19 protein-coding genes and 2 pseudogenes are annotated in these 24,946 nt (G+C 64.5%); 16 read left to right on the top strand and 5 right to left on the bottom strand.

All coding sequences use genetic code 11. The annotated features are described in order from the left end of the window. Positions 1 to 66: 66 nt before the first annotated feature. From lptB to lptC, 3 genes and pseudogenes are all read right to left on the bottom strand, one after another. Positions 67 to 798 (bottom strand): annotated as a pseudogene (lptB, locus tag ASG39_RS12330) (LPS export ABC transporter ATP-binding protein); the annotation flags it as partial. Positions 799 to 917: 119 nt separating this feature from the next. Beyond that, complete coding sequence (locus ASG39_RS12325; protein ID WP_062595275.1) at positions 918 to 1,505, bottom strand: LptA/OstA family protein; 588 nt, start codon at positions 1,503 to 1,505, stop codon at positions 918 to 920. 15 nt (positions 1,506 to 1,520) lie between these two features. Continuing rightward, positions 1,521 to 2,189 carry an LPS export ABC transporter periplasmic protein LptC gene (gene lptC, locus ASG39_RS12320; RefSeq protein ID WP_062595274.1) on the bottom strand — a complete coding sequence of 223 codons (669 nt, stop codon included), beginning with the start codon at positions 2,187 to 2,189 and terminating at the stop codon, positions 1,521 to 1,523. 299 nt (positions 2,190 to 2,488) lie between these two features. Here lptC and sppA point away from each other — a divergent pair, with 299 nt between their 5' ends. From sppA to ASG39_RS12305, 3 genes are all read left to right on the top strand, one after another. After that, positions 2,489 to 3,439 carry a signal peptide peptidase SppA gene (gene sppA / locus ASG39_RS12315; RefSeq protein ID WP_062595273.1) on the top strand — a complete coding sequence of 317 codons (951 nt, stop codon included), beginning with the start codon at positions 2,489 to 2,491 and terminating at the stop codon, positions 3,437 to 3,439. Between the two features lie 118 nt (positions 3,440 to 3,557). Then, complete coding sequence (locus tag ASG39_RS12310) at positions 3,558 to 3,872, top strand: integration host factor subunit beta (protein ID WP_062472306.1); 315 nt, start codon at positions 3,558 to 3,560, stop codon at positions 3,870 to 3,872. Between the two features lie 101 nt (positions 3,873 to 3,973). Then, entirely contained in the window at positions 3,974 to 4,369 is a 396-nt protein-coding gene (locus ASG39_RS12305; RefSeq protein ID WP_062595272.1) for a hypothetical protein, read from the top strand. 3 nt (positions 4,370 to 4,372) lie between these two features. On the opposite strand, the gene ASG39_RS12300 is transcribed toward ASG39_RS12305, so the two are convergent. Then, positions 4,373 to 4,828 carry a carbon monoxide dehydrogenase subunit G gene (locus ASG39_RS12300; RefSeq protein WP_062595271.1) on the bottom strand — a complete coding sequence of 152 codons (456 nt, stop codon included), beginning with the start codon at positions 4,826 to 4,828 and terminating at the stop codon, positions 4,373 to 4,375. Between the two features lie 157 nt (positions 4,829 to 4,985). On the opposite strand from ASG39_RS12300, the gene ASG39_RS12295 reads away from it, so the two are divergent. The 5 genes from ASG39_RS12295 to ASG39_RS12275 all read left to right on the top strand — a co-directional run bounded on the left by ASG39_RS12295 (position 4,986) and on the right by ASG39_RS12275 (position 11,025). After that, positions 4,986 to 6,158 (top strand): class I SAM-dependent rRNA methyltransferase, encoded by a 1,173-nt coding sequence (locus ASG39_RS12295; protein WP_062595270.1) that lies wholly within the window; start codon positions 4,986 to 4,988, stop codon positions 6,156 to 6,158. Continuing rightward, entirely contained in the window at positions 6,155 to 7,039 is an 885-nt protein-coding gene (locus ASG39_RS12290) for an RNA methyltransferase (RefSeq protein ID WP_062595269.1), read from the top strand. Before ASG39_RS12295 ends, ASG39_RS12290 begins: the two co-directional genes overlap by 4 nt. After that, a complete protein-coding gene (lspA, locus tag ASG39_RS12285) occupies positions 7,036 to 7,563 on the top strand; it encodes a signal peptidase II (protein ID WP_062595268.1) in 528 nt (175 codons plus the stop codon). The genes ASG39_RS12290 and lspA overlap by 4 nt, the downstream gene beginning before the upstream one ends. A gap of 54 nt (positions 7,564 to 7,617) precedes the next feature. Further along, entirely contained in the window at positions 7,618 to 9,936 is a 2,319-nt protein-coding gene (locus tag ASG39_RS12280; RefSeq protein WP_082477195.1) for an ATP-binding protein, read from the top strand. A gap of 180 nt (positions 9,937 to 10,116) precedes the next feature. After that, complete coding sequence (locus ASG39_RS12275; protein ID WP_132534832.1) at positions 10,117 to 11,025, top strand: GNAT family N-acetyltransferase; 909 nt, start codon at positions 10,117 to 10,119, stop codon at positions 11,023 to 11,025. A gap of 111 nt (positions 11,026 to 11,136) precedes the next feature. On the opposite strand, the gene ASG39_RS12270 is transcribed toward ASG39_RS12275, so the two are convergent. After that, positions 11,137 to 13,419, bottom strand: a complete 2,283-nt coding sequence (locus tag ASG39_RS12270) for an NADP-dependent malic enzyme (protein ID WP_062595267.1) — start codon at positions 13,417 to 13,419, stop codon at positions 11,137 to 11,139. A 195-nt stretch (positions 13,420 to 13,614) separates the two neighbouring features. Between ASG39_RS12270 and mutS the strand changes: the two genes are divergently transcribed. The 8 genes and pseudogenes from mutS to tsaB all read left to right on the top strand — a co-directional run bounded on the left by mutS (position 13,615) and on the right by tsaB (position 24,945). Next, a complete protein-coding gene (gene mutS / locus ASG39_RS12265) occupies positions 13,615 to 16,293 on the top strand; it encodes a DNA mismatch repair protein MutS (RefSeq protein WP_244481232.1) in 2,679 nt (892 codons plus the stop codon). Positions 16,294 to 16,591: 298 nt separating this feature from the next. Beyond that, positions 16,592 to 19,438, top strand: a pseudogene (locus ASG39_RS12260) ([protein-PII] uridylyltransferase); the annotation flags it as partial. 155 nt (positions 19,439 to 19,593) lie between these two features. Continuing rightward, positions 19,594 to 21,213 (top strand): murein biosynthesis integral membrane protein MurJ, encoded by a 1,620-nt coding sequence (gene murJ, locus ASG39_RS12255; protein WP_062595265.1) that lies wholly within the window; start codon positions 19,594 to 19,596, stop codon positions 21,211 to 21,213. 19 nt (positions 21,214 to 21,232) lie between these two features. Further along, positions 21,233 to 21,628: a VOC family protein gene (locus ASG39_RS12250; protein WP_062595264.1), complete on the top strand. Its 396-nt coding sequence runs from the start codon at positions 21,233 to 21,235 to the stop codon at positions 21,626 to 21,628. A 135-nt stretch (positions 21,629 to 21,763) separates the two neighbouring features. Continuing rightward, positions 21,764 to 22,828: a tryptophan--tRNA ligase gene (gene trpS, locus ASG39_RS12245; protein WP_062595576.1), complete on the top strand. Its 1,065-nt coding sequence runs from the start codon at positions 21,764 to 21,766 to the stop codon at positions 22,826 to 22,828. Between the two features lie 75 nt (positions 22,829 to 22,903). Then, a complete protein-coding gene (locus tag ASG39_RS12240; protein WP_062595263.1) occupies positions 22,904 to 23,395 on the top strand; it encodes a universal stress protein in 492 nt (163 codons plus the stop codon). Positions 23,396 to 23,587: 192 nt separating this feature from the next. Beyond that, a complete protein-coding gene (locus ASG39_RS12235; protein ID WP_062470835.1) occupies positions 23,588 to 24,154 on the top strand; it encodes a NifU family protein in 567 nt (188 codons plus the stop codon). A gap of 119 nt (positions 24,155 to 24,273) precedes the next feature. Further along, entirely contained in the window at positions 24,274 to 24,945 is a 672-nt protein-coding gene (tsaB, locus tag ASG39_RS12230; RefSeq protein ID WP_062595262.1) for a tRNA (adenosine(37)-N6)-threonylcarbamoyltransferase complex dimerization subunit type 1 TsaB, read from the top strand. Position 24,946: the final 1 nt, after the last annotated feature.

Genomic DNA, 24,946 nt, shown 5'->3' with positions numbered 1-24,946 from the left:
AGGGCGATGCGGCGGACGATCCTGTGCCATGGGAAACAGGACCGTCGTCTCGCCGCTTTCTGGGGTCTACAGGCTGAAATTATCGCCGAGATAGAGGCGGCGCACGTCCGGATTGTTGACGATGTCGTTGGCGCGTCCATGCGTCAGCACCTCGCCGGCATGGATGATATAGGCGCGGTCGATCAGGCCCAGCGTCTCGCGAACATTGTGGTCGGTGATCAGCACCCCGATGCCGCGGGAGGTGAGATGGCGCACGAGCGCCTGGATATCGGCGACCGAAATGGGATCGACGCCCGCAAAGGGCTCGTCGAGCAGCATGAAGGTCGGGTCCGTCGCCAGCGCGCGCGCAATTTCCAGCCGCCGCCGCTCGCCGCCCGAGAGCGAAATCGCCGCCGCCTTGCGCAGATGCGCGATGTTGAACTCATCTAGCAACGCATTCAGCTTGGCATCCTGTGCCGCGCGCTTCGGTTGATGCAGCTCCAGCACGGCGCGAATGTTGTCTTCGACCGAGAGTCCGCGGAAGATCGACGCTTCCTGTGGAAGGTAGCCGACGCCGAGCCGCGCCCGTCGATACATCGGCATGGATGTGACGTCGTTGCCGTTGATCTCGATCGTGCCCTCATCGACAGGAACGAGGCCGGTGATCATGTAGAAGCACGTGGTCTTTCCGGCCCCGTTCGGGCCGAGCAGTCCGACCGCTTCGCCGCGGCGCACCACGAGCGACACGCCACCCACCACCTTGCGGTCGCGATAGCTCTTGGTCAGGCCCCGGGCGATCAGCGTGCCGTCGTACCGGGCCTTGTCCTCGGGCGTTCTGTCGTCGAATACGGCGGTGCCGAGGTCCTTGGCAAAGGACGGAACGGCGGGCTCGGCGCCGCGCTTGCGCTTGAAAGGAATGTTCACGGTCTGGGGCTGCGTCAGTTGGTCTTCTGGGATTTCGGATCGAGCTGGATCTGGACGCGGCCGCCGCAGGAATCCAGCTGTGCCTCTCCGGTTTCCATATGCACGTTGAGCTGACACCCGCTGAAGACGTTCTTGCCTTCCGACAGCACCACCTGCTTGCCCTTGAGCACCAGTGTCTGTGCCGCCATGTTGAACTGGCCGCTGTCGGCCGTCGCCTGCTGCGTTCCCGACTGCAGGAAGACCTTGTTGTCGACCTCGATCCGATCGATCTCGGCATTGCCGCCCGAAATCGAGCCGCCGCCGGACTTGTAGTAGACGACCATGTTGCCGGCCTGCAGCGTGGTTGCGCCCTGAACCACCTTCACATTGCCGGTGAAGATCGCCTTGCTTTCGGGATCCTTGATCTCCAGCTTGTCGCTCTCGATCTGGATCGGCTGATCGTTGGAGAGCTTCATGCCGCTCATCCGGCTCTTCTGCTGGGCCATGGCCGGCATGAAGGTCAGGCAGAGGCAGGCGAGAGACGAGGCGAGGAGGCCGGCGAGCGGAAGGCTGCGGCGGGGAAGGGAGGCATGGCGGAGAGGGGAGGCAGGGAGGGTCGACATGGGCTGCACCGGGTCCTAATTTGCGTTCTTGCGTATGGTGCTCGGCTCGACGACGACCTTCACCATGCCTTCAAAGGAGATTACCCGCCCTTTATCCGTCATTCTCATCTCTTGCGCAACAATCGACCCACCGGACATCCGAATGGCGATGGGCTTCTGGCTCCGCATCTCGCCGGCGTTGATATCCAGATAGGCGGCCTGGAAATCGGCGATGACCCCATTGTTCATGGAGATCGTAAAGGGCGCGTTCATGTCGAGCGTATTGCCGCCACGATCATAGAGCCCGCTCGTCGCATCCACGGTGGCGATCGTCTTGTCGTTGACCGGCATTTCCGCATGGATCCTCTCCAGCGTGATCAGGTCGGGATTGGCGATATCCTGCAGGGCCCGCTCGGCCTTCATCGAATAGCTGATGTCCTGCTTGTTGCGCCCTGAAATCGCAGGGTTCTGCATGACGATTTTGCCGTTCTCGATCGTCGCGTTCTCGATGTGCAGTTCCTCCGGCAGCATGGTGCGGATGATCGAAACGGCAGCGAAGATGATGGCGATGATGACGGCGACGATCGGCAGGACGATCTTCAGCCGCTTGACGCGACGCGAGTGTCTGGCCGCCCGTTCATAGGCGTCGTTGACCGTCGGCCCCGTATGCGGCAGGGCGCCGGGAAAATGCACATCGTTCGCCATGAGCGGTTCCGTAAGTCCAGGGGTCGGACGACGTCGGGGTCCAGACGTCGTCGGCCGATGGTGTCAAGATGCGTGAATATGGAGATTTTTATGTCGCCATACAATGGATACGTGGAATTCTTTGTCGATCGGGTCTGCAAGCGTTAGCGTGGCGTGTCGGAAACAGCACGCGCGCCCGTCCGTGGCGACGGATTTTTTCCCATACGCCGATACCGGTTCGCTTGAATATGCAGTAGGAGTCGTCGTCGGAAAATCCGGTGCCGGCTTTTGCTGCTGCGCGCTGAACAGGGAAATATGGAATGGATCCTCTCGCATTCGTCGATCGGCGACAGCTGCGTCGCAAGCTGGGCTTCTGGCGTCTCGTGGCCATCGGGCTCATCGTGCTCGTCGCCATCGGCGTCTATGTCGGCATCGCCCAGTCGCGCTCGGGCGTGCTCGGCGCAAGCCAGGTTGCGCGCATCACCGTGTCCGGCGTCATTCTGGATGATCGCGAGCTGCTCGAACGTCTCGACCGCATCGCCAAGGCCGACCAGGTCAAGGGCCTGATCGTCAGCATCAATTCACCCGGCGGCTCCACCTATGGCGGCGAGACGCTCTATGACGCGATCCGCAAGGTGGCGGAGAAGAAGCCTGTCGTGTCCGACGTCCGGACCCTGGCGGCGTCCGCGGGATACATGGTTGCGATTGCGGGCGACCGGATCGTTGCCGGCGATACGTCCATCACCGGTTCCATCGGCGTCCTGTTCCAGTATCCGCAGGTGAAGACGCTGCTCGACAAGCTCGGCGTCTCGCTCGAGGAGATCAAGTCCGCGCCGCTGAAGGCCGAGCCATCGCCGTTTCATCCGCCGAGCGATGCGGCAAAGGCCGTAATCCAGTCGATGATCGACGACAGCTACGCCTGGTTCGTGGATCTCGTCGCGGAACGTCGCAAGATTTCGCGTGAGGAAGCCCTGCGCCTCGGCGATGGCCGGATCTTCACCGGACGCCAGGCGGTCGATCTGAAACTGATCGACGAGCTCGGCGGCGAGCGGGAGATCCGCGACTATTTCAAGAGCCGGAACGTGGCCGATACCCTGCCGATCGTCGATTGGGAAAAGCCGGAGACCGGACTGCCGTTCGGGCTGGGTTCGCTGGCCGCGATCTTTGCCAAATCGTTGGGATTTGACGGTTTTCCGTTTTCGGGAAATCTGGCGCAGGACAAGTTGTTTCTTGACGGTCTCGTTTCCGTTTGGCAGGTTGGCCGCGATTGAGAGACGCCGAGCGCGGGGCAACCCGCGCTGGAGCGTGTCCGGTCCGCGAAAGGATCTCGATCGTTAGCCCGCGGATGACGGGCGTCTCGCGAAGAACGTCGTCAAGAGGGGGCAGAGGGTGATCAAGTCGGAACTGGTGCAGATTGTGGCGGCTCGAAACCCGCACCTCTATCACCGCGATGTCGAGAACATCGTCAACGCCGTTCTCGATGAGATTACGGATGCGCTGGCGGGGGGCAATCGCGTCGAGTTGCGCGGCTTCGGCGCCTTCTCCGTCAAGAACCGACCCTCCCGCTCGGGCCGCAATCCGCGCACGGGCGACAGCGTCTTCGTCGAGGAAAAATGGGTGCCGTTCTTCAAGACCGGTAAGGAGCTGCGCGAACGGCTGAATCCCGGTTCCGACGCGGATGTCGACGAGGAAGACGAAGACTGATTTCGCGATCGCTGTATCAGCACATGATCGCATGATCTTGACCCGGCGCGTTTGACGCCCATCTTGTCGTCAGGCCCTGATAGACGCGGAGACCGGCTCGCATGCTGCGTAAAATTCTGAACATCGTCGTTCTCGTTCCGCTCGGGATCGTGCTTATCGTGCTCTGTGTCGCAAACCGGCAGCAGGTCACGCTCGGCTTCAATCCGTTCGATCCGTCCGACACGGTTCTGGCGATCTCGGGGCCGTTCTTCGTCTTCCTGTTTCTCGCCGTCATTCTCGGTCTCGTGATCGGTGCCTGCGCCGTCTGGTTCAGTCAGGGCAAGTATCGCAAGCGCTCGCGCGTCGAGGCGAAGGAAGCGCTGAAATGGCACACGGAGGCCGAAAAGCGTCGCCAGCAGCAGGAAGCGATCGTTTCGGCGCAGGCCGCAAACGCGCCGATCGATCGCCCGGCATTTCAAGGCTCCAGCCCGACGATGATCGCAGCCCAGCAGAAGTAGGGCTCAGGCCTTTGCAGCCTTCGCATTGGCGGCGGACGTAAAGTCCGAAAAGAAGCGGCTCGCGATCCGGTTTGCGCCGGATTGCACGAGCTTCGATCCGAGCGCTGCGATCTTGCCCGAGACGTCGGCAACAATGGCGTAATGCAGGATCGTCTCCTCGCCATCCTCGACCAGCCGCACATCTGCTCCACCCTTCGCATATCCGGCAAGGCCGCCCTTGCCTTCACCGGAGATCGTATAGCTCTCGGGCGGGTTCATGTTCGTGAGCGTGATGACGCCCGAAAACGCCATGGACATGAAACCGAACTTGACCGTGACGACGGCATCCAATGTTGTGGGAGAGGTCCATTCGAGCCGCGTGCAGCCGGGAATACAGCCCTTCAGCACCTCGGGATCGTTGAGGGCAGCCCAGACGGCATCGCGCGGGGCGGAGATCCGCTCTTCACCGGTCATGTCCATGGATAGTCTCCTCGATCTCATGCCAAGCGGCGGCCATCCTGATTACGCCCGCCCGGCCGCGCCTTGCACCGAAATCTACGGGCGGAAACCGCTTTGCCAAGAGCAGTTGCGATGCTATTTGCACGCCACACGCTGAAGAAACGGGAAATGACGCCCCTTGAAGGACAAGCAGAGACGATCGCCCGGTAAGGCGCCTCCGAAATCCGGTCCGTTCCGCAAGGGTCCGCCGATCGCCGGCCCGGCGCGCTCGGACGCCGGTTCCAAACCGTCAAAGCAGGAGCCTTCGAGACAGGAACCGCACGGGAAGCGCTCGTCGAGCCGCCCGCAGCCGGCAACCTCGCGTCCGTCGCCGGCAGAGCCAACTTCGGATACATCCACGCCCGTCACCATGCGTCAGCGCGCCGGCACCAAGCCGGGGGAGCGCGTGCCTGTGATCCTGGAGACGGCGGGGGAGGCGGATTATCGCCTGATCGACAGCGGCGATGCGCTTAAGCTCGAGCAATACGGCCCCTACACGATCGTTCGTCCCGAGGCGCAGGCACTGTGGCCGAAGTCGCAAGGCCCGCTCTGGGAGCAGGCGGACGCGATCTTTACCGGTGACACCGACGAAGACGGCATGGGCCGTTGGCGTTTTCCGCGCGAAATGCTCGGCGAGACCTGGCCGATGCGTCTGCTCGACGCCGAATTCTTTGGCCGTTTCACCTCCTTCCGCCATGTCGGCGTCTTTCCCGAGCAGCTGGCGCACTGGCGGTGGATGAAGGCGCAGGTGGAGGAGGCCGGCCGGCCGCTGAAAGTGCTCAATCTTTTCGGCTACACCGGCGTCGCCTCGCTGATTGCGGCGAAGGCCGGCGCTGAGGTGACGCATGTCGACGCCTCGAAAAAGGCGATCGGCTGGGGTCGCGAGAACCAGGCGCTCGGCCGGGCCGAGGCGCTGCCGATCCGCTGGATCTGCGACGATGCGATGAAGTTCATCCAGCGCGAGGAGCGCCGCGGCAGCCGCTACGACATCATTCTCACAGACCCGCCCAAGTTCGGCCGTGGTCCGAACGGCGAAGTCTGGCACCTGTTCGATCACCTCGCCGGCATGCTCGACATCTGCCGCGAACTCCTCTCCGACGACGCACGCGGTCTCGTGCTGACCGCCTATTCCATCCGGGCGAGCTTCTATTCCATCCACGAGCTGATGCGCGAGATCATGCGCGGCCGTGGTGGCGTCGTCGAATCGGGCGAACTGATCCTGCGCGAAAACGCGGGATCCAAACAGGATGGTGACGCCGGCGTCGGCCGGGCGCTGTCCACGTCTCTCTTCAGCCGGTGGGTGCCGAAATGAGCAGCGATTACAGCAACGGCAATCCGCGCGGACAGGTGGGACGCGGCGAGGGCCGGGTCGGACAGGTGAAAGAGGTCACGAGCCTTGCCAATCCGATCATCAAGGATATCCGTGCGCTCACCCAGAAGAAGGCGCGCGACGAGAGCGGCACCTTCATCGCCGAGGGTCTGAAGCTCGTCATCGACGCGGTCGAGCTCGGCTGGACCATCCGCACGCTGGTCTATGCCAAGGCCGCCAAGGGCAAGAAGCCTGTGGACGACATCGCCGCACGCACCGTGGCGCGCGGCGGCCTCGTGCTGGAAGTCAGCGAAAAGGTGATCGCCACCGTCACCCGCCGCGACAATCCGCAGATGGTCGTCGGCGTGTTCGAGCAGCGCTACGGCATGCTGAAGGATATCAAGCCGCGGGCGAACGAGACCTATGTGGCGCTCGACAGGGTGCGCGATCCCGGCAATCTCGGTACGATCATCCGCACGGCGGATGCGGCCGGCGTCTCCGGCGTCATCCTGATCGGCGAGACGACGGATCCCTTCTCGCTCGAAACCGTGCGGGCGACCATGGGTTCGGTCTTCGCCGTGCCCGTATTCCGCGCGACGGTGGCCGAGTTTCTCGCATGGCAGAAATTGACCGGCGTCATGGTCGTCGGCACCCATCTGGCCGGGGCGGTCGATTACCGCACGATCGATTACCGCCCGCGCCCGGTCGTCGTCCTCATGGGCAACGAGCAGGCCGGGCTGCCGGACGAACTTGCGGCCAAGGCCGACAAGCTCGCCCGCATCCCCCAAGCCGGACGTGCGGACTCGCTCAATCTCGCCATCGCCACCGGCGTCATGCTGTTCGAGGCCCGGCGCCACCTGCTGACACTGGACGATCGCGGATGACCGACAGCCGGACACCTCTCGCCCCGACCGCGCCCGAAAGCCGGCCGACCCTGTTTTCGCGCCCCAGGCCCATCGCGATCTTCATCCTTCTCGCGCTTGTGCTCGATCAGGCGATCAAGCAGGCGGTGGAGGCCTATCTGCCGATGGAGGAGGCCGTTCACGTCATCCCCATGCTGGCGCTCTACCGGGTCTATAATTACGGCGTCGCCTTCTCCATGCTGTCCGGCATGGAAGGCTGGTTCATCGTGGGCATGCGCCTCGTGGTGGTTTGCTTCGTGCTCTGGCTCTGGCGCAAGACGCCGAAGGACCGCTTCTTCGCCCATCTCGGCTATGCCATGATCATCGCCGGTGCGCTCGGCAATCTCGTCGACCGGTTTCTCTACGGCTATGTGATCGACTATATCCTGTTCTACACCGAGACCTGGTCTTTCGCCGTCTTCAACCTCGCCGATGTCTTCATCTCCGTTGGGGCCGGCGCGATCGTGCTGGACGAGATTCTGCAGGCAAAAAAGCGCGATCGTTAAAATGCAATCGATCGGCTGAAATCATTTCCAACGGCTGCATGATAGGCAAAGCGCATGAGCGAGCCTTCGAGACTGCAGCGCACGATCGTCCAGCACCTGTCGCAGACCCCTGCTGAGGGGCACGACGCGCTGCCCGAATTGCTCCCTGCGCGCGCAGCGTTTCCCGAGCATGACGGCACGGACATCACGCCCGGCAGCGCCCGCCTTTTAGCCCTCCGCCCTGCCATTGCCGGCGTCGGCCTTCTCGCCTCGGGCGCCATTCTTGCCGAAGGCCTGCAGGCAAACCTGATCTTGTTGCCGCTTTGCCTCGCCATTGCGGGCTTGGCCGGCATTGCCCTTCTGTTCAGTGACGGGCGTCGCGGAGGCAGCGCTCTGTCCGAAGGCTCGGGCGATCGCGCCTGGGAAGCCCGCGAAGCCAGCACGGCGCGCTTCGCGATCCACGACGCGCTCGGCGACGTGGCGATGCTGCGCGACTCCGGAGGCCTTATTCTCGAAGCCAACGAGACCTTTCGCACGCTCACCGGCTCGCCGATGCCCGAGGGACAATTTTGTCAGGCCTTCGGGCTTGCGCTGCGTCCTGCCGGCACCTCCGGTCGCTATACGGTCGAATTCCCCACACCCGACGGTCCGCGCTGCTTCGACTGGCACGACGTGCTGACGCGCGAGGCCGGAACCGGCACGTTGCGCATCGTCAGCGTTGGTCGCGATATCACCGACAATGTCAGTGCGGCGCGCGACAACGCGGCGGCGCTGCGAAGAGCCGAGGCCGAAAGCCAGGCGAAATCGCATCTGCTGGCCACGGTCAGCCACGAGATCCGCACGCCGCTGTCGGGCATTCTCGGCATGAGCGACCTGCTCGACCAGACCCGGCTGACGCCGCAGCAGGCGAACTATCTTGCCGGCATGCGCCAGTCCGGTCACGACCTCGTGCAGCTCGTCGATGATCTGCTGGATTGTGCCTCGATGGAAGCAGGGCGGTTCGCTCTGCGCCCGACACGCCAGGCCCTTCGTCCGCTGGTCGAGAGCGTCGTGGAAATGCTGTCGCATCGTGCGCACGCCAAAGGCATCGAAATCGCCTCCACCATCGCGGCAGACGTGCCCGACACGCTGCAGATCGACGGTCCCCGCCTCAAGCAGGTCCTCTTCAACGTGGTGGGCAATGCCGTCAAGTTCACGACGACGGGCGGCGTTCTCGTCAGCTGCGCCGAGCAGATGGGCAGCCTCGTGCTGCGCGTCACGGACACCGGGCCGGGCATGACGACGGACGACCAGTCGCGCATTTTCGATGCGTTCGAACAGGCCGGCAGCACGGCCTCCCGGGCCGGCGGCACCGGCCTCGGCCTCGCCATCTCGCGGCGGATCGTCCGGGCCTTCGGCGGAGACATCACCGTCTCCAGCCGTCTCGGCGCCGGCAGCCTCTTCGAGATCCGCTTTCCCCTGCAGGCATCCGGCCCGTCGCTCGCCCCGGCCCGCAGCCGCACGCTTTCCAGCTCCCGGGTGCTGCTGGTCGCGCCGAAAGGTCCCGCGTCCGAGGCGCTGGCAGCGACGATCGAGACGCTGGGCGGTCGCTGCCGCCTCGTCTCCTCCTTGGGACAGGCGGAGCACCTGCTGCAGGCAACGACGGACACGGACGGCGCCGCGCGGCTGACCGATGTCATCGTCGATCATCGCTGTGCCGCCCTGTTCCGGAGGATCTGCGACGACAAGCCCGACCTCGATGCCTTGCCGCTGCGGCGGACCTATCTGGCCAATCCGGAAGAGCGCATCCAGCAGCCGCTGCACCAGACGGACGGCTTTCACGCCTGGCTCATTCGCCCGCTGCGGGAACGCTCGCTGGTGGCCGTGCTCAAAGGCCAGCTGAGGGGCATCGAGGTTCGCGACGCCATCAACGACAACCGCCCCGTCCTTCGGGATGAGATGCTCCTTCGGGACGAGATGGATACCGCATCCTCAGCCGTTGCGCTGGTCGAGCCGACCGTGCTGCTCGGGGAGGACGATCCGGTCAATGCGGCGATCCTGAAAAGCACGCTGGAGCGCGCGGGGCACGCCGTTCGCCATGTCGTGGACTTTGCCGCATTGGACGACCTGCTCGATCGCGAAGCACCGGAGGCTGCTGGCAAGGGGCCTGCGCCAAAAATCCTGATCACGGACCTCAACATGCCCTCGGGCGACGCTTTGACGACGCTGCGTCGGCTGCGTCTGTCCGAGCAATCGACGGACGCCGCGTCCCGGCTTCCCGTCATCGTGCAGACCTCCGACCGCCGACCGGAAACCCATCGCGCCTTGCTGGAGGCGGGTGCGGATGCGGTGCTGGCCAAGCCTGCCGACCCCAAGCTTCTGATCGATCTGGTCACGCGATTGATTGCCGGCTAAGGATCACCACTCAAGCCTTGTCACGGTCTTGTTGCAGTGACATGCTTAAAGGCCTGCAGGAAGCGGACTGCCACCGCAGCCCGGGCGTGATTCGGAAAATGTCGGGAAAATACCCGTTTTCTTCCCTCAGCGTTCGCGGTTTACGTGCAGGCGCATGCTCGCGATTAGGGGTAATCTGCGATGACGATCGAAATTCTGGAATCCATGACGGCTCTGCGCACCCTGTCCGTGCCCGTGGCGAGCCCGACCCTTGCTCGGGCCCGCCCGCCGCGCGATCTCGCGCCGGCCAGCGATGTGCTCGGCCGCATCGGGCCGCTCGAAACGCGGATCGCCCGCACGCCCTCTGAGATCGATGCCGCACAGGCCCTGCGCTACAAGGTGTTCGTCGAGGAAATGGGCGCCCGCGTCCCGGCTGGTGCCGCCCTGATCGGCCGCGATATCGATGGCTGGGATGCCGTCTGCGACCATCTCCTCGTGCTCGACACCTCGCTTCCCGGACAGTCGGAAGCCCAGATCGTCGGAACCTACCGCTTGCTGCGACAGGATGTAGCCGTCGCCGCCCAGGGTTTTTATTCGGCCTCGGAATTCCTGATCGACCCGATGATCGCCCGTCACCCCGGCAAGCGGTTCATGGAACTCGGCCGCTCCTGCGTCCTGCCGTCCTATCGCACCAAGCGGACCGTGGAGCTTTTGTGGCAGGGCAATTGGGCCTATGCGCTGAAGCATGGCATCGATGCGATGTTCGGCTGTGCCTCGTTCCCCGGCACCATTCCGGAACATCACGCGCTGGCTCTGTCCTTCCTGCATCACACGGTGCCGGCCAGCGGCGATTGGCAGGTGGAAGCGCGACCGGAACTTTACCGCGTCATGGACCTCATGCCGGTCGAGGCGATCCAGGCGCGTGCCGCCCTCTCCGCCATGCCGCCACTGATCAAGGGCTATCTGCGCATCGGCGCCATGGTCGGCGACGGCGCCGTGGTGGACGAGGCCTTCCGCACGACTGACATTCTCGTCGTCCTGCCCATCACCAACATCGCCGGCCGTTACCTGAATTACTACGGCGCCGACGCCACCCGCTTCGCGCTTTGAACAGCCGTTTCGCTCTCTGAAAAAGAGGCGTGATCGCGCGGGTTCCCGGATCTCATGCCCTTCCCAGACCGGGAAGGGCATTTTTCGTTGGGGTTCGGGAAGGCCCCCGCGTTACCCGGCGTTATAAGCGGCCAGCGCCGCCATGTTGACGATCTCGGAGTCCTTGGCCGTCAGGGAGACGATCTGCACGGGCTTGTCGAGGCCGACCAGCAGCGGGCCGATGATCGTGGCACCGCCCAGTTCCTGCAGCATCTTGGTCGAGATGGAGGCGGAATGGAACGCCGGCATCACGAGCACCGTGGCCGGGCCTGACAGACGGCAGAACGGATACTGCTCCATCGCTTTCATGTTCAGCGCGACATCGGCCGCCATTTCCCCGTCATACTCGAAATCGACGCGACGCCGGTCGAGGATCTTCACAGCCTCGCGGACCCGGTCCGAGCGCTCGCCATGCGGATGCCCGAAGGTGGAGTAGGCCAGCATCGCCACGCGCGGGACATAGCCGAGGCGTCTTGCGAGCCCTGCGGCCTCCACGGCGATATCCGCCAGTTCCTCGGAGGACGGCATGTCGTGCACCGCCGTATCCGCGACCAGAACCGTGCGGCCCCGGCAGAGCGCGATCGACACGCCGATCACCCGGTGCCCCGGCTTGGCATCGATACAGCGCCTGACATCGTCGAGGGCGGTCGAGTAGTTGCGGGTGATGCCTGTCACCATGCCGTCGGCGTCACCCAGCGCGACCATGCAGGCGGCGAAGTGGTTGCGGTCGTTGTTGATCAGCCGCTGCGCGTCGCGAAACAGGTAACCCTCCCGCTGCAGGCGGGCATAGAGATAGTCCGTGTAGGCGCCGGTGCGATCGGAAATGCGGGCATTGACGAGCTTGATGCCGGGGCGGTCGAGATCGATGCCCTCGCGCGCCGCCGTCTCGCGCATGCGGTCCTCGCGGCCGAGCAGCAGGGCCGTACCGAGCTTCTGATTGGCATAGGCGAGGGCCGAGCGCATCATCGGCACTTCCTCGCCCTCGGTAAAGACGATCCGCTTCGGCGCAAGCCGCACCCGCTCGTAGATCCGTGCGAGCGTCGAGGCGATGGGGTCGCGGCGCATCGAAAGCTGGTGGCCGTAGGCGGCGAGATCGGCGATCGGCTTCTGCGCCACGCCGCTTTCCATCGCGGCCTTGGCGACGGCGACCGGAATCGACGAGATCAGGCGCGGATCGAAGGGCACGGGAATGATGTACTGCGCGCCGAACCGGGGACGGTTGCCCTGATAGGCAGCCGCGACGTCGTCGGGCACATCCTCCTTGGCAAGGCTTGCGAGCGCCCGCGCCGCGGCGATCTTCATGTCCTCGTTGATCGTGGTCGCCCGCACGTCCAGCGCGCCGCGGAACATGTAGGGGAAGCAGAGAACGTTGTTGACCTGGTTCGGATAGTCGGAGCGCCCGGTCGCCATGATCGCGTCGTCACGGATGGAGGCAACCTCTTCCGGCGTGATTTCCGGATCGGGATTGGCCATGGCGAAAATGATCGGCTGCGGCGCCATCGAGCGGATCATGGCTTCGGAGAAAGCGCCCTTCTGCGACAGGCCGAGCACGACGTCCGCGCCGTCCATCGCCTCTTCCAGCGTCCGCCGGTCGGTCTTGACCGCATGGGCCGACTTCCACTGGTTCATGCCCTCGGTGCGGCCCTGGTAGATCACGCCCTTGGTGTCGCACATGATGATGTTCTCGGGCGCAAAGCCGAGCGACTTGATCAGTTCGACGCAGGCGATGGCCGCAGCACCCGCGCCGTTGCAGACGAGCCGGGTGGTCTTCAGGTCGCGGCCGGTCAGCTCCAGCGCGTTGATCAGGCCGGCCGTCGCGATGATCGCGGTGCCGTGCTGGTCGTCGTGAAACACCGGAATGTCCATGATCTCGCGCAGCTTCTGCTCGATGATGAAGCATTCCGGCGCCTTGATATCCTCGAGATTGATGCCACCGAAAGAGGGCCCGAGATAGCGCACGCAGTTGATGAAGGTGTCCGCATCTTCGGTATCGACTTCGAGGTCGATGGAATCGACGTCCGCAAACCGCTTGAAGAGAACCGACTTGCCTTCCATGACGGGCTTGGAGGCGAGGGCGCCGAGATTGCCGAGGCCGAGAATGGCGGTGCCGTTGGAGATGACGGCGACCATGTTGCCGCGCGTCGTATAATCATAGGCCGTTGCCGGATCGGCGGCGATCGCCTTCACGGGAACCGCGACGCCGGGCGAGTAGGCGAGCGACAGATCGCGCTGCGTTGCCATCGGCTTCGTCGGCGTGATCTCCAGCTTGCCGGGGCGTCCCTGCGCGTGAAAATCCAGCGCTTCCTGATCGGTGACGGCTGTACCGCCTGCACGGGCCTTGCGTTCGTTTGCCATGTCGATGCTCCCTCGGATCCCTCAAGCTTCTGTGGGCGGCCACCCCCGGCCGCGCTTTCTTGTTGTCTTCTATAGACGCCGTTCGCTAGGGTGACACTGTCTTTTTGGCCGGCTGGCGGCTTTTTTAGCGAAATCTGGTATATCTTGACGACACATTTCCCCTCGACGGCCGAAGCAACGGCTGCGTCATCCGCGGTGCCGCCCGAAGTGCGCGTGCAGGCGACGCCGATGATGGAACAGTATATCGAGATCAAGGCCAACAATCCCGGCTCCCTCCTGTTCTATCGCATGGGGGATTTTTACGAGCTGTTCTTCGACGATGCTCTGGAAGCCTCGCGCGCACTCGGGATCGTGTTGACGAAGCGTGGGCAGCACCTCGGTCAGGACATTCCCATGTGCGGCGTGCCGATCCACGCTGCCGATGATTACCTGCAGAAGCTGATCGGCCTCGGCTTCCGCGTCGCCGTTTGCGAACAGACGGAAGACCCGGCCGAGGCCCGCAAGCGCGGCTCCAAGTCGGTCGTCAAGCGGGACGTCGTGCGTCTGGTCACGCCGGGAACCATCACCGAGGAAAAGCTGCTCGTCGCGTCGGAGAGCAACTACCTGATGGCCATGGCGCGTCTGCGCGGCAGCGCCGAGCCGGCCTTTGCGCTTGCCTGGATCGATATTTCCACCGGCATCTTCCGTCTCTCCGAAACGACGGAAACGCGGCTTCTCGCCGATATCCTGCGCATCGAGCCGCGCGAACTCATCCTCGCCGACACGCTGTTCTACGATCCCGACATGCGCCCCGTGCTCGATGTCATCGGGCGCGTTGCCGTGCCGCAGCCGGCCATCCTGTTCGATAGCGCCACCGCCGAAAACCGTCTGGCCCGTTATTACGGCGTGAAGACGCTCGATGGTTTCGGCCAGTTTTCCCGCGCCGAGCTGGCCGCCGCCTCGGCCGCCGTCGGCTATGTCGAAAAAACCCAGCTCGCCGAACGCCCGCCGCTCGACATCCCCGAGCGCGAAAGCGCCGCCTCGACGCTCTTCATCGATCCCGCCACGCGCGCGAACCTGGAACTGGTCAAGACCCTCTCGGGCAGCCGGGACGGTTCCCTGCTGCGAGCCCTCGACCGCACCGTGACCGGCGGCGGCGGCCGTCTTCTCGCCGAGCGGCTGATGTCGCCTTTGACCGATCCGGACCGCATCCGCACGCGTCTCGACTCCATCGCCACGATCCTCGCGCAGCCGTCGCTCTCGGCCGATCTGCGGGCGGCGCTGAAGCATGTGCCGGACATGCCGCGCGCCCTGTCGCGCCTCTCGCTCGGCCGCGGTGGTCCGCGCGATCTCGGCGCGGTGCTGATCGGCATCCGGACCGGTTCCGAGATCGCCCGGCTGATCGGCCAGCCGGACCTGCCGCCGGAGCTGGAAGCGGCACGCACCTCGCTTGCCCGGTTGCCCTCCCAACTGTCCGAAAAACTGTCCGGCATGCTCGCCGACGACCTGCCGCTCCTGAAGCGCGACGGCGGCTTCCTGCGGGATGGCTGCCATGCCGAGCTCGACGAGATGCGCGCGCTGCGCGACCAGTCCCGCCGGGTCATCGCCGCGCTGCAGCTGAGCTATGCCGAGGAAACCGGCATCCGCTCGCTGAAGATCAAGTACAACAATGTGCTCGGCTATTTCATCGAGGTGACGGCAGGCAATGCCGGTCCCATGACGGACGGAGAGGGCGCCAAAGCCCGCTTCATCCACCGCCAGACCATGGCGAATTCGATGCGGTTCACCACCACCGAGCTTGCGGACCTCGAGACCAAGATCGCCAATGCCGCCGACCGGGCACTCGGGATCGAGCTTGCCGCCTTCGACAGCATGGTCGAAGCCGTCATTGCCGCAGCCGAGGAGATCAAGGCGGCGGCGTTGGCGCTTGCCATTCTCGACGTCTCCGCCGGGCTTGCCGTGCTTGCCGAAGAGCAGGATTACCGACGTCCGACGGTGGATGCCTCGAAGATGTTTGCGATCGACGGGGGCCGGCATCCGGTGGTCGAGCAGGCGCTGCGCCGCCAGGCATCCGCCGCCTTCGTCGCCAATACCTGCGATCTCTCGCCCCTGTCGCCAGAAGGCGATGGCGCCCTGTGGCTGCTGACCGGCCCCAACATGGGCGGTAAATCGACCTTTCTTCGCCAGAACGCGCTGATCGCCATCATGGCGCAGATGGGCTCCTATGTGCCTGCCGCCAGCGCCCATATCGGCGTGGTCGATCGCCTCTTCTCCCGTGTCGGCGCCTCCGACGATCTCGCGCGCGGGCGATCGACGTTCATGGTCGAGATGGTCGAGACGGCGGCCATCCTCAATCAGGCGACGGATCGCTCGCTCGTCATTCTCGACGAAATTGGCCGGGGCACGGCGACCTTCGACGGTCTGTCGATCGCCTGGGCGGCCGTCGAGCATCTGCACGAGGCCAATCGTTGCCGCGGCCTGTTCGCCACGCATTTCCACGAGCTGACCGTGCTTTCGGAGAAGCTCAAACGCCTGTCCAACGTCACCATGCGCGTCAAGGAATGGGACGGCGACGTGATCTTTCTGCACGAGGTGGGCCCGGGTTCGGCCGATCGCTCCTACGGCATCCAGGTCGCACGTCTGGCCGGCCTGCCGGCTGCCGTCGTCGCGCGCGCAAAGGACGTGCTGGCGAAACTCGAGGATGCCGACCGGAAAAACCCGGCGAGCCAGCTGATCGACGATCTTCCTCTGTTCCAGGTGGCCATCCGCCGCGAGGAGGTCGCGCGCGCCAAACCGTCCGCGGTCGAAGATGCGCTGAGGCGGCTCAACCCCGACGACATGACGCCGCGCGAGGCGATGGACGCGCTCTACGCCCTGAAGAAGCAGCTCTCCTGACGCCTGTAACGCCCGTGCCTGAGGCGGGGCCGCGCAGGATCCTGTCCGCCCCCGCTTGACCTTTCCGGCGCGCCGCGAGCATATCCAGCCCTGGGTCAGGCGGGCGGCTTAAAGACGCCTTTGAAAGGGCGCATTTGCCCGCTTGGAAGCAACGGATCGGCCCGGACGGAAACGTCTTGGCAATCGTTTGGCCCTATCGTCTTCAGGCCCCATGGGAATTCGGGGGTGGGGCGCAAGCGACGATCGAGCCGCGACCGGTGGCAGAGAGACGCCGGAAGGGCGGAAGGTTCGGAATGTGATGCCAAAAGAGCGGCTCGCAGCTATCGCGCGCCCGGAGTACATCCGGCCGGCGCCAAGGAGACAGGACATCGACTTCAGCGACATCCTGGACATCGCAGCCCTCAAGGCCAAGGTGGATTTCATCGCATCGGCGCATGCCGAGCAGCGCGATCCCATGCGGCAGGCCTTGCTCGCCACGCTCAAGGACGCCAATGTTCGTGGACGTGCCAAGGCCTACGAACTGCTCAAGCAGGACGGCGGCGGGCTTGCCTGTGCGGCGCGCATTTCCTGGCTGCAGGACCGGCTGATCGCCATCCTGCACGATTTCGTGCTGCACCACATCTTCAGCGCCTCGAGCGTGCCGCCCTCCATGCAGATCGCGGTGGCGGCCGTCGGCGGCTACGGCCGCGGCACGCTGGCGCCCGGTTCCGACATCGATCTCCTGTTTCTCCTGCCGTCCAAGAAGATGCCCTTCTGCGAGCCGGCGATCGAATACATGCTCTATCTTCTGTGGGACATGGGTTTCAAGGTCGGCCACGCCACCCGCACGGTCGAAGAGTGCATCCGTCTGTCGGAAGAGGATATGACGATCCGCACCGCCATTCTCGAAGCGCGCCTGATCTGCGGCTGCGCCGGACTGGTGGACGATCTGGAAGCCCGGTTCGACGACGAGATCGTGCGCAATACCGGCCCGCAATTCATCGCCGCCAAGCTCGCCGAGCGCAACGAGCGCCACCGCAAGGCCGGCGATACGCGCTATCTCGTAGAGCCGAACGTCAAGGAAGGCAAAGGCGGCCTGCGCGATCTGCACACGCTGTTCTGGATTGCGAAATATTATTACCGCGTCCGCGAATCGGCCGATTTGGTGAAGCTCGGCGTTCTCTCGCGCTCCGAATACCACCTGTTCCGCAAGTCCGACGATTTCCTCTGGGCCGTGCGCTGCCACATGCACTTCCTGACCGGAAAATCCGAGGAGCGCCTGTCGTTCGACATCCAGCGCGAGATCGCCGAGAGCCTCGGCTATCAGGATCATCCCGGCATGACTTCCGTCGAGCGCTTCATGAAGCACTATTTTCTGGTCGCCAAGAATGTCGGCGACCTCACGCGCATCTTCTGCGCGGCGCTGGAAGACCAGCAGGCCAAGGAACTGCCGGGCTTCTCCGCCGTCATCAACCGCTTCCGCCGCCGTGTGCGGAAAATTCCCGGTTCGCTCGAATTCGTCGACGATGGCGGCCGCATTGCGCTGGCGAGCCCCGACATCTTCCGGCGCGACCCGGTCAACCTCATCCGCTTCTTCCACATCGCCGATGTCAACGGATTGGAGTTCCACCCGGCCGCGCTCAAGCAGCTGACGCGCTCGCTCGGCCTCATCACGCCGGCCCTGCGGGAAAACGAGGAGGCGAACCGCCTCTTCATCTCCATCCTCACCTCGCGCCGCGACCCGGAACTCGTCTTGCGCCGCATGAACGAGGCCGGCGTGCTCGGACGCTTCATTCCCGAGTTCGGCCGCATCGTCTCGCTGATGCAGTTCAACATGTACCACCACTATACGGTGGACGAGCATCTGCTGCGGTCCGTGGACATGCTGTCGCGCATCGATCGCGGGCTCGACCAGGACATTCATCCGCTCGCCGGCAAGCTCATGCCGCAGGTCGAGGAGCGCACCGCGCTTTATGTCGCCGTGCTTCTGCACGATGTCGCCAAGGGGCGTCCGGAGGATCATTCCCAGGCCGGCGCGCGGCTCGCCCGCCGTCTCGGACCCCGCCTCCGACTGACGCACAAGCAGACGGAAACGGTGGCGTGGCTGATCGAGGAGCATCTGACGATGTCGATGGTCGCGCAGACGCGCGACCTCAACGACCGCAAGACGATCCTCGACTTCGCCGAACGCGTCCAGTCGCTCGACCGATTGAAGATGCTGATGATCCTGACGGTCTGCGACATCCGCGCCGTCGGCCCCGGCGTGTGGAACGGCTGGAAGGGCCAGCTGCTGCGCACGCTATACTATGAGACGGAGCTGCTGCTGTCCGGCGGATTTTCGGACGTGCCGCGCAAGGAGCGGGCTGCACATGCGGCCTCGCTGCTCTTCGATGCGCTGGCCGATTTCAGCCAGAAGGATCGCAAGACCTATTCGCGGCTGCACTACCAGCCCTATCTTCTATCGGTGTCGCTGGACGATCAAGTGCGGCATGCCCGTTTCATCCGGGAGACGGACAAGGCCGCGCGGACGCTGGCGACCATGGTGCGGACGCACCAGTTCCACGCCATTACCGAGATCACGGTGCTCGCACCCGACCATCCGCGCCTGCTGGCCATCATCGCCGGCGCCTGCGCGGCGGCGGGTGCCAACATCGTTGATGCGCAGATTTTCACGACGTCGGACGGGCGCGCGCTCGATACCATTCTCATCAACCGCGAATTCACGGTCGATGACGACGAAACGCGACGTGCTGCAAGCATCGGCCGCATGATCGAGGACGTTCTGTCCGGCAAGAAGGATCTGCCGGGCGTCATCGCCAGCCGCACCAAGGGGCGCAAGCGCAACAAGACCTTCACCGTGCCCCCGGCCGTCACGATCAGCAATTCGCTGTCGAACAAGTTCACGGTCATCGAGGTCGAGTGCCTCGACCGGACCGGTCTTCTGTCCGAAATCACGGCGGTGCTGGCGGACCTGTCGCTCGATATCCACTCCGCCCACATCACCACCTTCGGCGAAAAGGTCATCGACACCTTCTACGTCACCGATCTCGTGGGCGCGAAGATCACCAACGAGACGCGGCACGGCCACATCACCGCCCGCCTGAAGGCGGTGATGGCCGAACAGGCCGACGAGGTGCGCGACCGCATGCCGGCCGGCATCATCGCCCAGGGGATCGCACCCCTAGGCCATGTTCCCATGGGTAAGGAACCACCGGGCCAGGTTGCCCCGGGCAATGCCCCGCAGGGTCAACCGGCGCCGGGTGCCGCTGCACCGCCGCCGAACACGCGGCCTGCAGGACCCCGCAAAATGAAGGCCGAAGGATGAGTCTCGCGCGCAAGTTTGCAACCGTCGGCGGAGCCACGCTCGGCAGCCGACTGCTCGGCTTTGGCCGCGAAACGCTGATGGCTGCAGCGCTCGGCACCGGTCCCATGGCCGATGCCTTCTACGCCGCCTTCCGCTTCCCCAATCTCTTCCGCCGGCTCTTTGCCGAAGGTGCCTTCAACGCCGCTTTCGTGCCGCTGTTTGCCAAGGAGATCGAGGCGAACGGCATCGATGGCGCGAAGCGCTTCTCCGAGGAGGTCCTCGGCGTTCTCTTCACCGTGCTGCTCGTCATCACCATCGCGATGGAACTGGCCATGCCGCTGATCGTCTCGACGATCATTGCGCCCGGCTTCGTCGGCGATGCCGAGAAGTTCGACATCACGGTGAAGCTTGCCGTCGTCATGTTTCCCTATCTGATGTGCATGTCGCTGACGGCGATGCTGTCGGGCATGCTGAACTCGCTGCATCATTATTTCGCAGCCGCCATCGCCCCGGTCTTTCTCAATCTGACCCTGATCACGGCGCTCGCCTACGGCCTGTGGACCGGTGCCGATCCGCTGATGACGGCCTGGTATCTCTCCTGGGGCGTGCTCGTTGCGGGCATCCTTCAGATGGCTGTGCTCTATGCAGGCGTGCGCCATGCCGGCATGCGGTTCGGCCTTCGCCGCCCGCGCTATACGCCGAACGTTAAACGCCTGCTGGTGCTTGCCTTTCCCGCCGCAATCACCGGCGGCATCACCCAGATCAACCAGCTGATCGGGCAGATGATCGCCTCCACCAAGGACGGCGCCATCGCCGTGCTGCAATATGCCGACCGGGTGTACCAGTTGCCGCTCGGCGTCGTCGGCATCGCCGTCGGCGTCGTGCTCCTGCCCGAACTGTCGCGCGCGCTGCGCGGGGGTGCGATGAAGGAAGCGGCGAACCTGCAGAACCGCTCGCTCGAATTCGTCCTGTTTCTCACCCTGCCGGCCGCTGGCGCCATCTGGGTCATCTCCGACGAGATCGTGCGGGTGCTCTACGAGCGCGGCGCCTTTTCGCCGGCGACCACGGCAACCGTCGCCTCGACGCTCGCGATCTACGGCCTCGGTCTTCCCGCCTTCGTCATGATCAAGGCGCTCAATCCGGGCTTCTTCGCGCGCGAGGACACCAAGACGCCGATGCGGTTCACCGGCATTTCGGTCGCTTTCAACTGCCTGCTGGCCGTCTCCCTCTTTCCGCTCTACGGGGAACGCGGCATTGCCACCGCCGAAGCCGCCTCCGGCTGGCTGACGACGGTGCTGCTCTTCGTCACGCTCGTGCGCCGCGGTCACTGGGCGTGGGAGCCCGCGCTCTTCTCGCGCGTCCTGCGCCTTCTCGCGGCAACGGCCGTCATGGCGGTCGCGCTCCACTATGCCTCCGGCTACCTCGCCGACTGGCTGACCCCGCAGGCGCGTCTCCTGACGCAGCTGACCGCATTGATGCTGCTGATCGGGATGGCGATGATGGTCTATTTCGTGCTCGCCTTTGCGATCGGTGGCGCGGATGCCTCGATGCTCCGCCGCAACCTGAAGCGCAAGCCGCGCCCGCAAACCGCCAAGGAGGAGGCCGACACCAGCGTCCTGCCTCCACCGCAGATCTGACCGCGCTCAAGAGGAACAGATGGCCCAGACAATCGCCCGCATAACGCTCGTCGTGCCCGATTACGACGACGCGATCGCCTTCTACCGCGACGATATCGGCTTCGAGCTCCTGGAGGACGTCGATCTGGGAGACGGCAAGCGCTGGGTGGTCCTGCGGCCACCGGGCGCGCAGGAAACAGCGCTTCTGATCGCCAAGGCCGACGGCGTGGGCCAAGTGGCAGCCATCGGCAACCAGACTGGCGGACGGGTCTCGTTCTTCCTCTTCACCGACGATTTCGCCCGCGATCACGCTGCGATGCTTGCCAAAGGCGTCACGTTCAAGGAGGAGCCGCGGCACGAGCCCTATGGCACTGTCGCCGTCTTTTCCGACCCCTTCGGCAATCTCTGGGATCTCCTTCAACCAATCAACGGATAGTCTCGTGCGGCGGGAACGCGCGGCCGACGGAGAACCACCTTGATTGTCGGGCATCGCCCGTGCATAAGCCCGGAAAATTCCGCCGGCCGTTCCCGCGGCAGAACGCATGATTTCCCGCGCCTGATCGAGGTTTCCATGTCAAACTTTCCGCCGCTCGTCTTCTCCGGTGTCCAGCCGACAGGCAATCTTCACCTCGGCAACTATCTCGGTGCCATCCGCAAATTCGTGGCGCTGCAGGAGAAGAACGACTGCATCTACTGCGTGGTGGACCTCCACTCGATCACGGCGCAGCTCGTGCATGAGGACCTGCCGGGGCAGATCCGCTCGATCGCCGCCGCCTTCATCGCATCCGGCATCGATCCCAAGGCCCATATCGTCTTCAACCAGTCGGCCGTGCCGCAGCATGCCGAACTCGCCTGGATCTTCAACTGTGTCGCGCGCATCGGCTGGATGAACCGCATGACGCAGTTCAAGGACAAGGCCGGCAAGGATCGGGAAAATGCCTCGCTCGGCCTGCTCGCCTATCCGAGCCTGATGGCGGCCGACATTCTCGTCTATCGTGCAACGCATGTGCCGGTCGGCGACGACCAGAAGCAGCATCTGGAACTCGCGCGCGACATCGCCATGAAGTTCAACCTCGATTATCAGGCCCATATCCGCACCGGCGGCAAGGGCATCGACATCACCGTCGGCGAAGAGCCGGTGCATGCCTATTTCCCGATGGTCGAGCCGATGATCGACGGCCCCGCGCCGCGGGTCATGAGCCTGCGCGACGGTACGAAGAAGATGTCGAAATCCGATCCGTCGGATCTGTCGCGCATCAACCTCGTGGACGATGCCGAGATGATTTCGAAGAAGATCCGCAAGGCGAAGACCGATCCGGACGGCTTGCCCTCGGAGGTCGAAGGCCTTGCCGGCCGCCCGGAAGCCGACAATCTCGTCGGCATCTATGCGGCCCTTGCCGATCGCACCAAGGCCGAGATCCTGGCCGAGTTCGGCGGTCAGCAGTTCTCCGTCTTCAAGCCGGCGCTGGTCGATCTCGCGGTCAACGTGCTCGCCCCGATCACCGGCGAAATGTCGCGGCTGATGGCCGACACCAGCCATATCGACGCGATCCTGCGCGATGGCGGCGAGCGGGCACGGTCCCGCGCGGAAACGACGATGCGCGAGGTTCGCGACATCATCGGCTTCCTCCAATAGGCCATTCCCGTTCCCGAACGGGGACGGCATCAAAACGGTCTTGCGAAGGGCCGGCGCGAGTGTCAGAGTTCGCCCATGGTCTCGACACGTCTCTCTCGTATGGAAGGTCACCGCCGCAAGTTTCTGGCGGTGATCGACGGCACCCCGGAATGCGGCCGCGCCGTGCATTATGCCGGCATGCGCGCCAGGCACTCCTCCGGCGCCCTCGTTCTGCTCTATGTCATTCCCGATGGCGATTTCCAGCAATGGCTGGGCGTCGAGGGGATCATGCGGGCCGAGGCCCGTGCGGAAGCCGAAGCGACGCTTGCAAAGGTCGCCCATGACGTGCGCGAAAAGATCGGCATCGAGCCGGAGATGATCATCCGCGAGGGCATGCCCACCGAGCAGATCTACGGCCTGATCGAGGAGGATCGGGATATCGCCATTCTCGTCCTCGCCGCCGGCTCCTACAAGGACGGTCCCGGCCCGCTGGTGGCTTCGATCGCCGGCAAGACGGCCGTCTTCCCGATCCCGGTCACCGTCATACCGGATTTGCTGACGGACGAAGAGATCGATGCGCTGAGCTGACGAGGGTGAAGCCTCTCGGCGACGGATCTTTCTGTCGAACGACAGGCACCTCTGGTATGCAGGCCACGCAATCACCATTTTCCCGCAATCGCTATGCGACAGTCCGGGCGCAGGCTTGATGGCGAGGCGCCGTACGCTTATGCTCGATCGCATTCTTTCACCGTCGGCCTTTACCCGACAGGGAGCACCATCATGTTCATTCAGACCGAATCGACCCCGAACCCCGCAACGCTGAAGTTCCTGCCGGGCAAGGTCGTCCTGGAAAACGGCACGGCCGAGTTCCGCGACGAGACCGAGGCCCGCGCCAGCTCCTCGCTTGCCGCCCGCATCTTCGACATTCCCGGCGTCACCGGCGTGTATTTCGGCTACGACTTCATCACGGTCACCAAGGCCGATGCCGAGTGGCAGCACCTGAAGCCCGCCATTCTCGGCTCCATCATGGAGCACTTCATGTCCGGCCAGCCGATCATGGCGGGGCAGGGTCGAGCGGAAGAAGCCGATCAGGAAGGCGAGTTCTTCGAGAAGGGTGACGAAACCATCGTCGCGACCATCAAGGAACTGCTGGAAACCCGCGTCCGGCCGGCCGTCGCGCAGGATGGTGGCGATATCACCTTCAAGGGATTTCGCGACGGCACGGTCTTCCTCAATATGAAGGGCGCCTGTTCGGGCTGCCCATCCTCCACGGCAACCCTGAAGCACGGCGTGCAGAACCTGCTGCATCATTTCGTGCCCGAGGTTCAGGCCGTCGAAGCGGTCTGAGCCGAATTCATGAAACGGCTCTTCGGGCAGCGCCAGGGGCGGCGCGTCCAGAAGGGTGAGACGACCGCCCGGGGAGGTGAAACCTGCACGGGCATCCTGAGACGGGGCCATCCTTTCGCATGATCGTTCTTGCCATCGATACTGCCGGCACGGCCTGCAACGTCGCGCTCTATGAGTCGGCGCGGGACGCGACGCTCGGCATCGCCGGCGCCGACATCGGCCGCGGCCACGCCGAGCAATTGATGGGCTTCATCGACGAGGCCCTGGAGAAGGCCGGCGTCGGGATGGAGGCGATCGATCGCGTCGCCGTCACCATCGGTCCGGGCTCGTTCACCGGCATCCGCGTCGGCGTTGCCGCTGCCCGGGGCCTTGGCCTGGCTCTGGGCAAGCCGGTGGTCGGCGTCTCCATCCTGCAGGCGCTCGGCCTTTCCGTGCTTTCCGACAAGCCGGGCCATCCCGTCCTCATCGTCACCGACGCGAAGCGTGAGGAAGTCTATCTCCAGTCCTTCGATGCCGCAGGACAGCCCCTCGCGGACGCTGAAGCGCTCGACATCGCCGCCGCCCAGGCGCGGTTCGCCCGCTTTTCCGGCACCGTCAGCGGCTCCGGCGCAGGTTTGTTGCGCGGTGAAGGCGGTATCGATGGGAGCGAGCGTGTCTCCGATACGGCCGACATCGCCGTGGTGGCGAAGCTCGGTGCGGCTCTCGATCCGTCCGTCGCCCTGCCGAAGCCGCTGTATCTCAGGGGCCCTGATGTCCGCTCGCAGGCGGGCTTTGCCGTGGCGCGCGCCTGAG

Source organism: Rhizobium sp. Leaf371, from assembly GCF_001424045.1.
Lineage (GTDB): Bacteria > Pseudomonadota > Alphaproteobacteria > Rhizobiales > Rhizobiaceae > Ferranicluibacter.
Note: the sequence above shows the minus strand (reverse complement) of the source record. Positions and strands in the feature narration are given on the sequence as shown.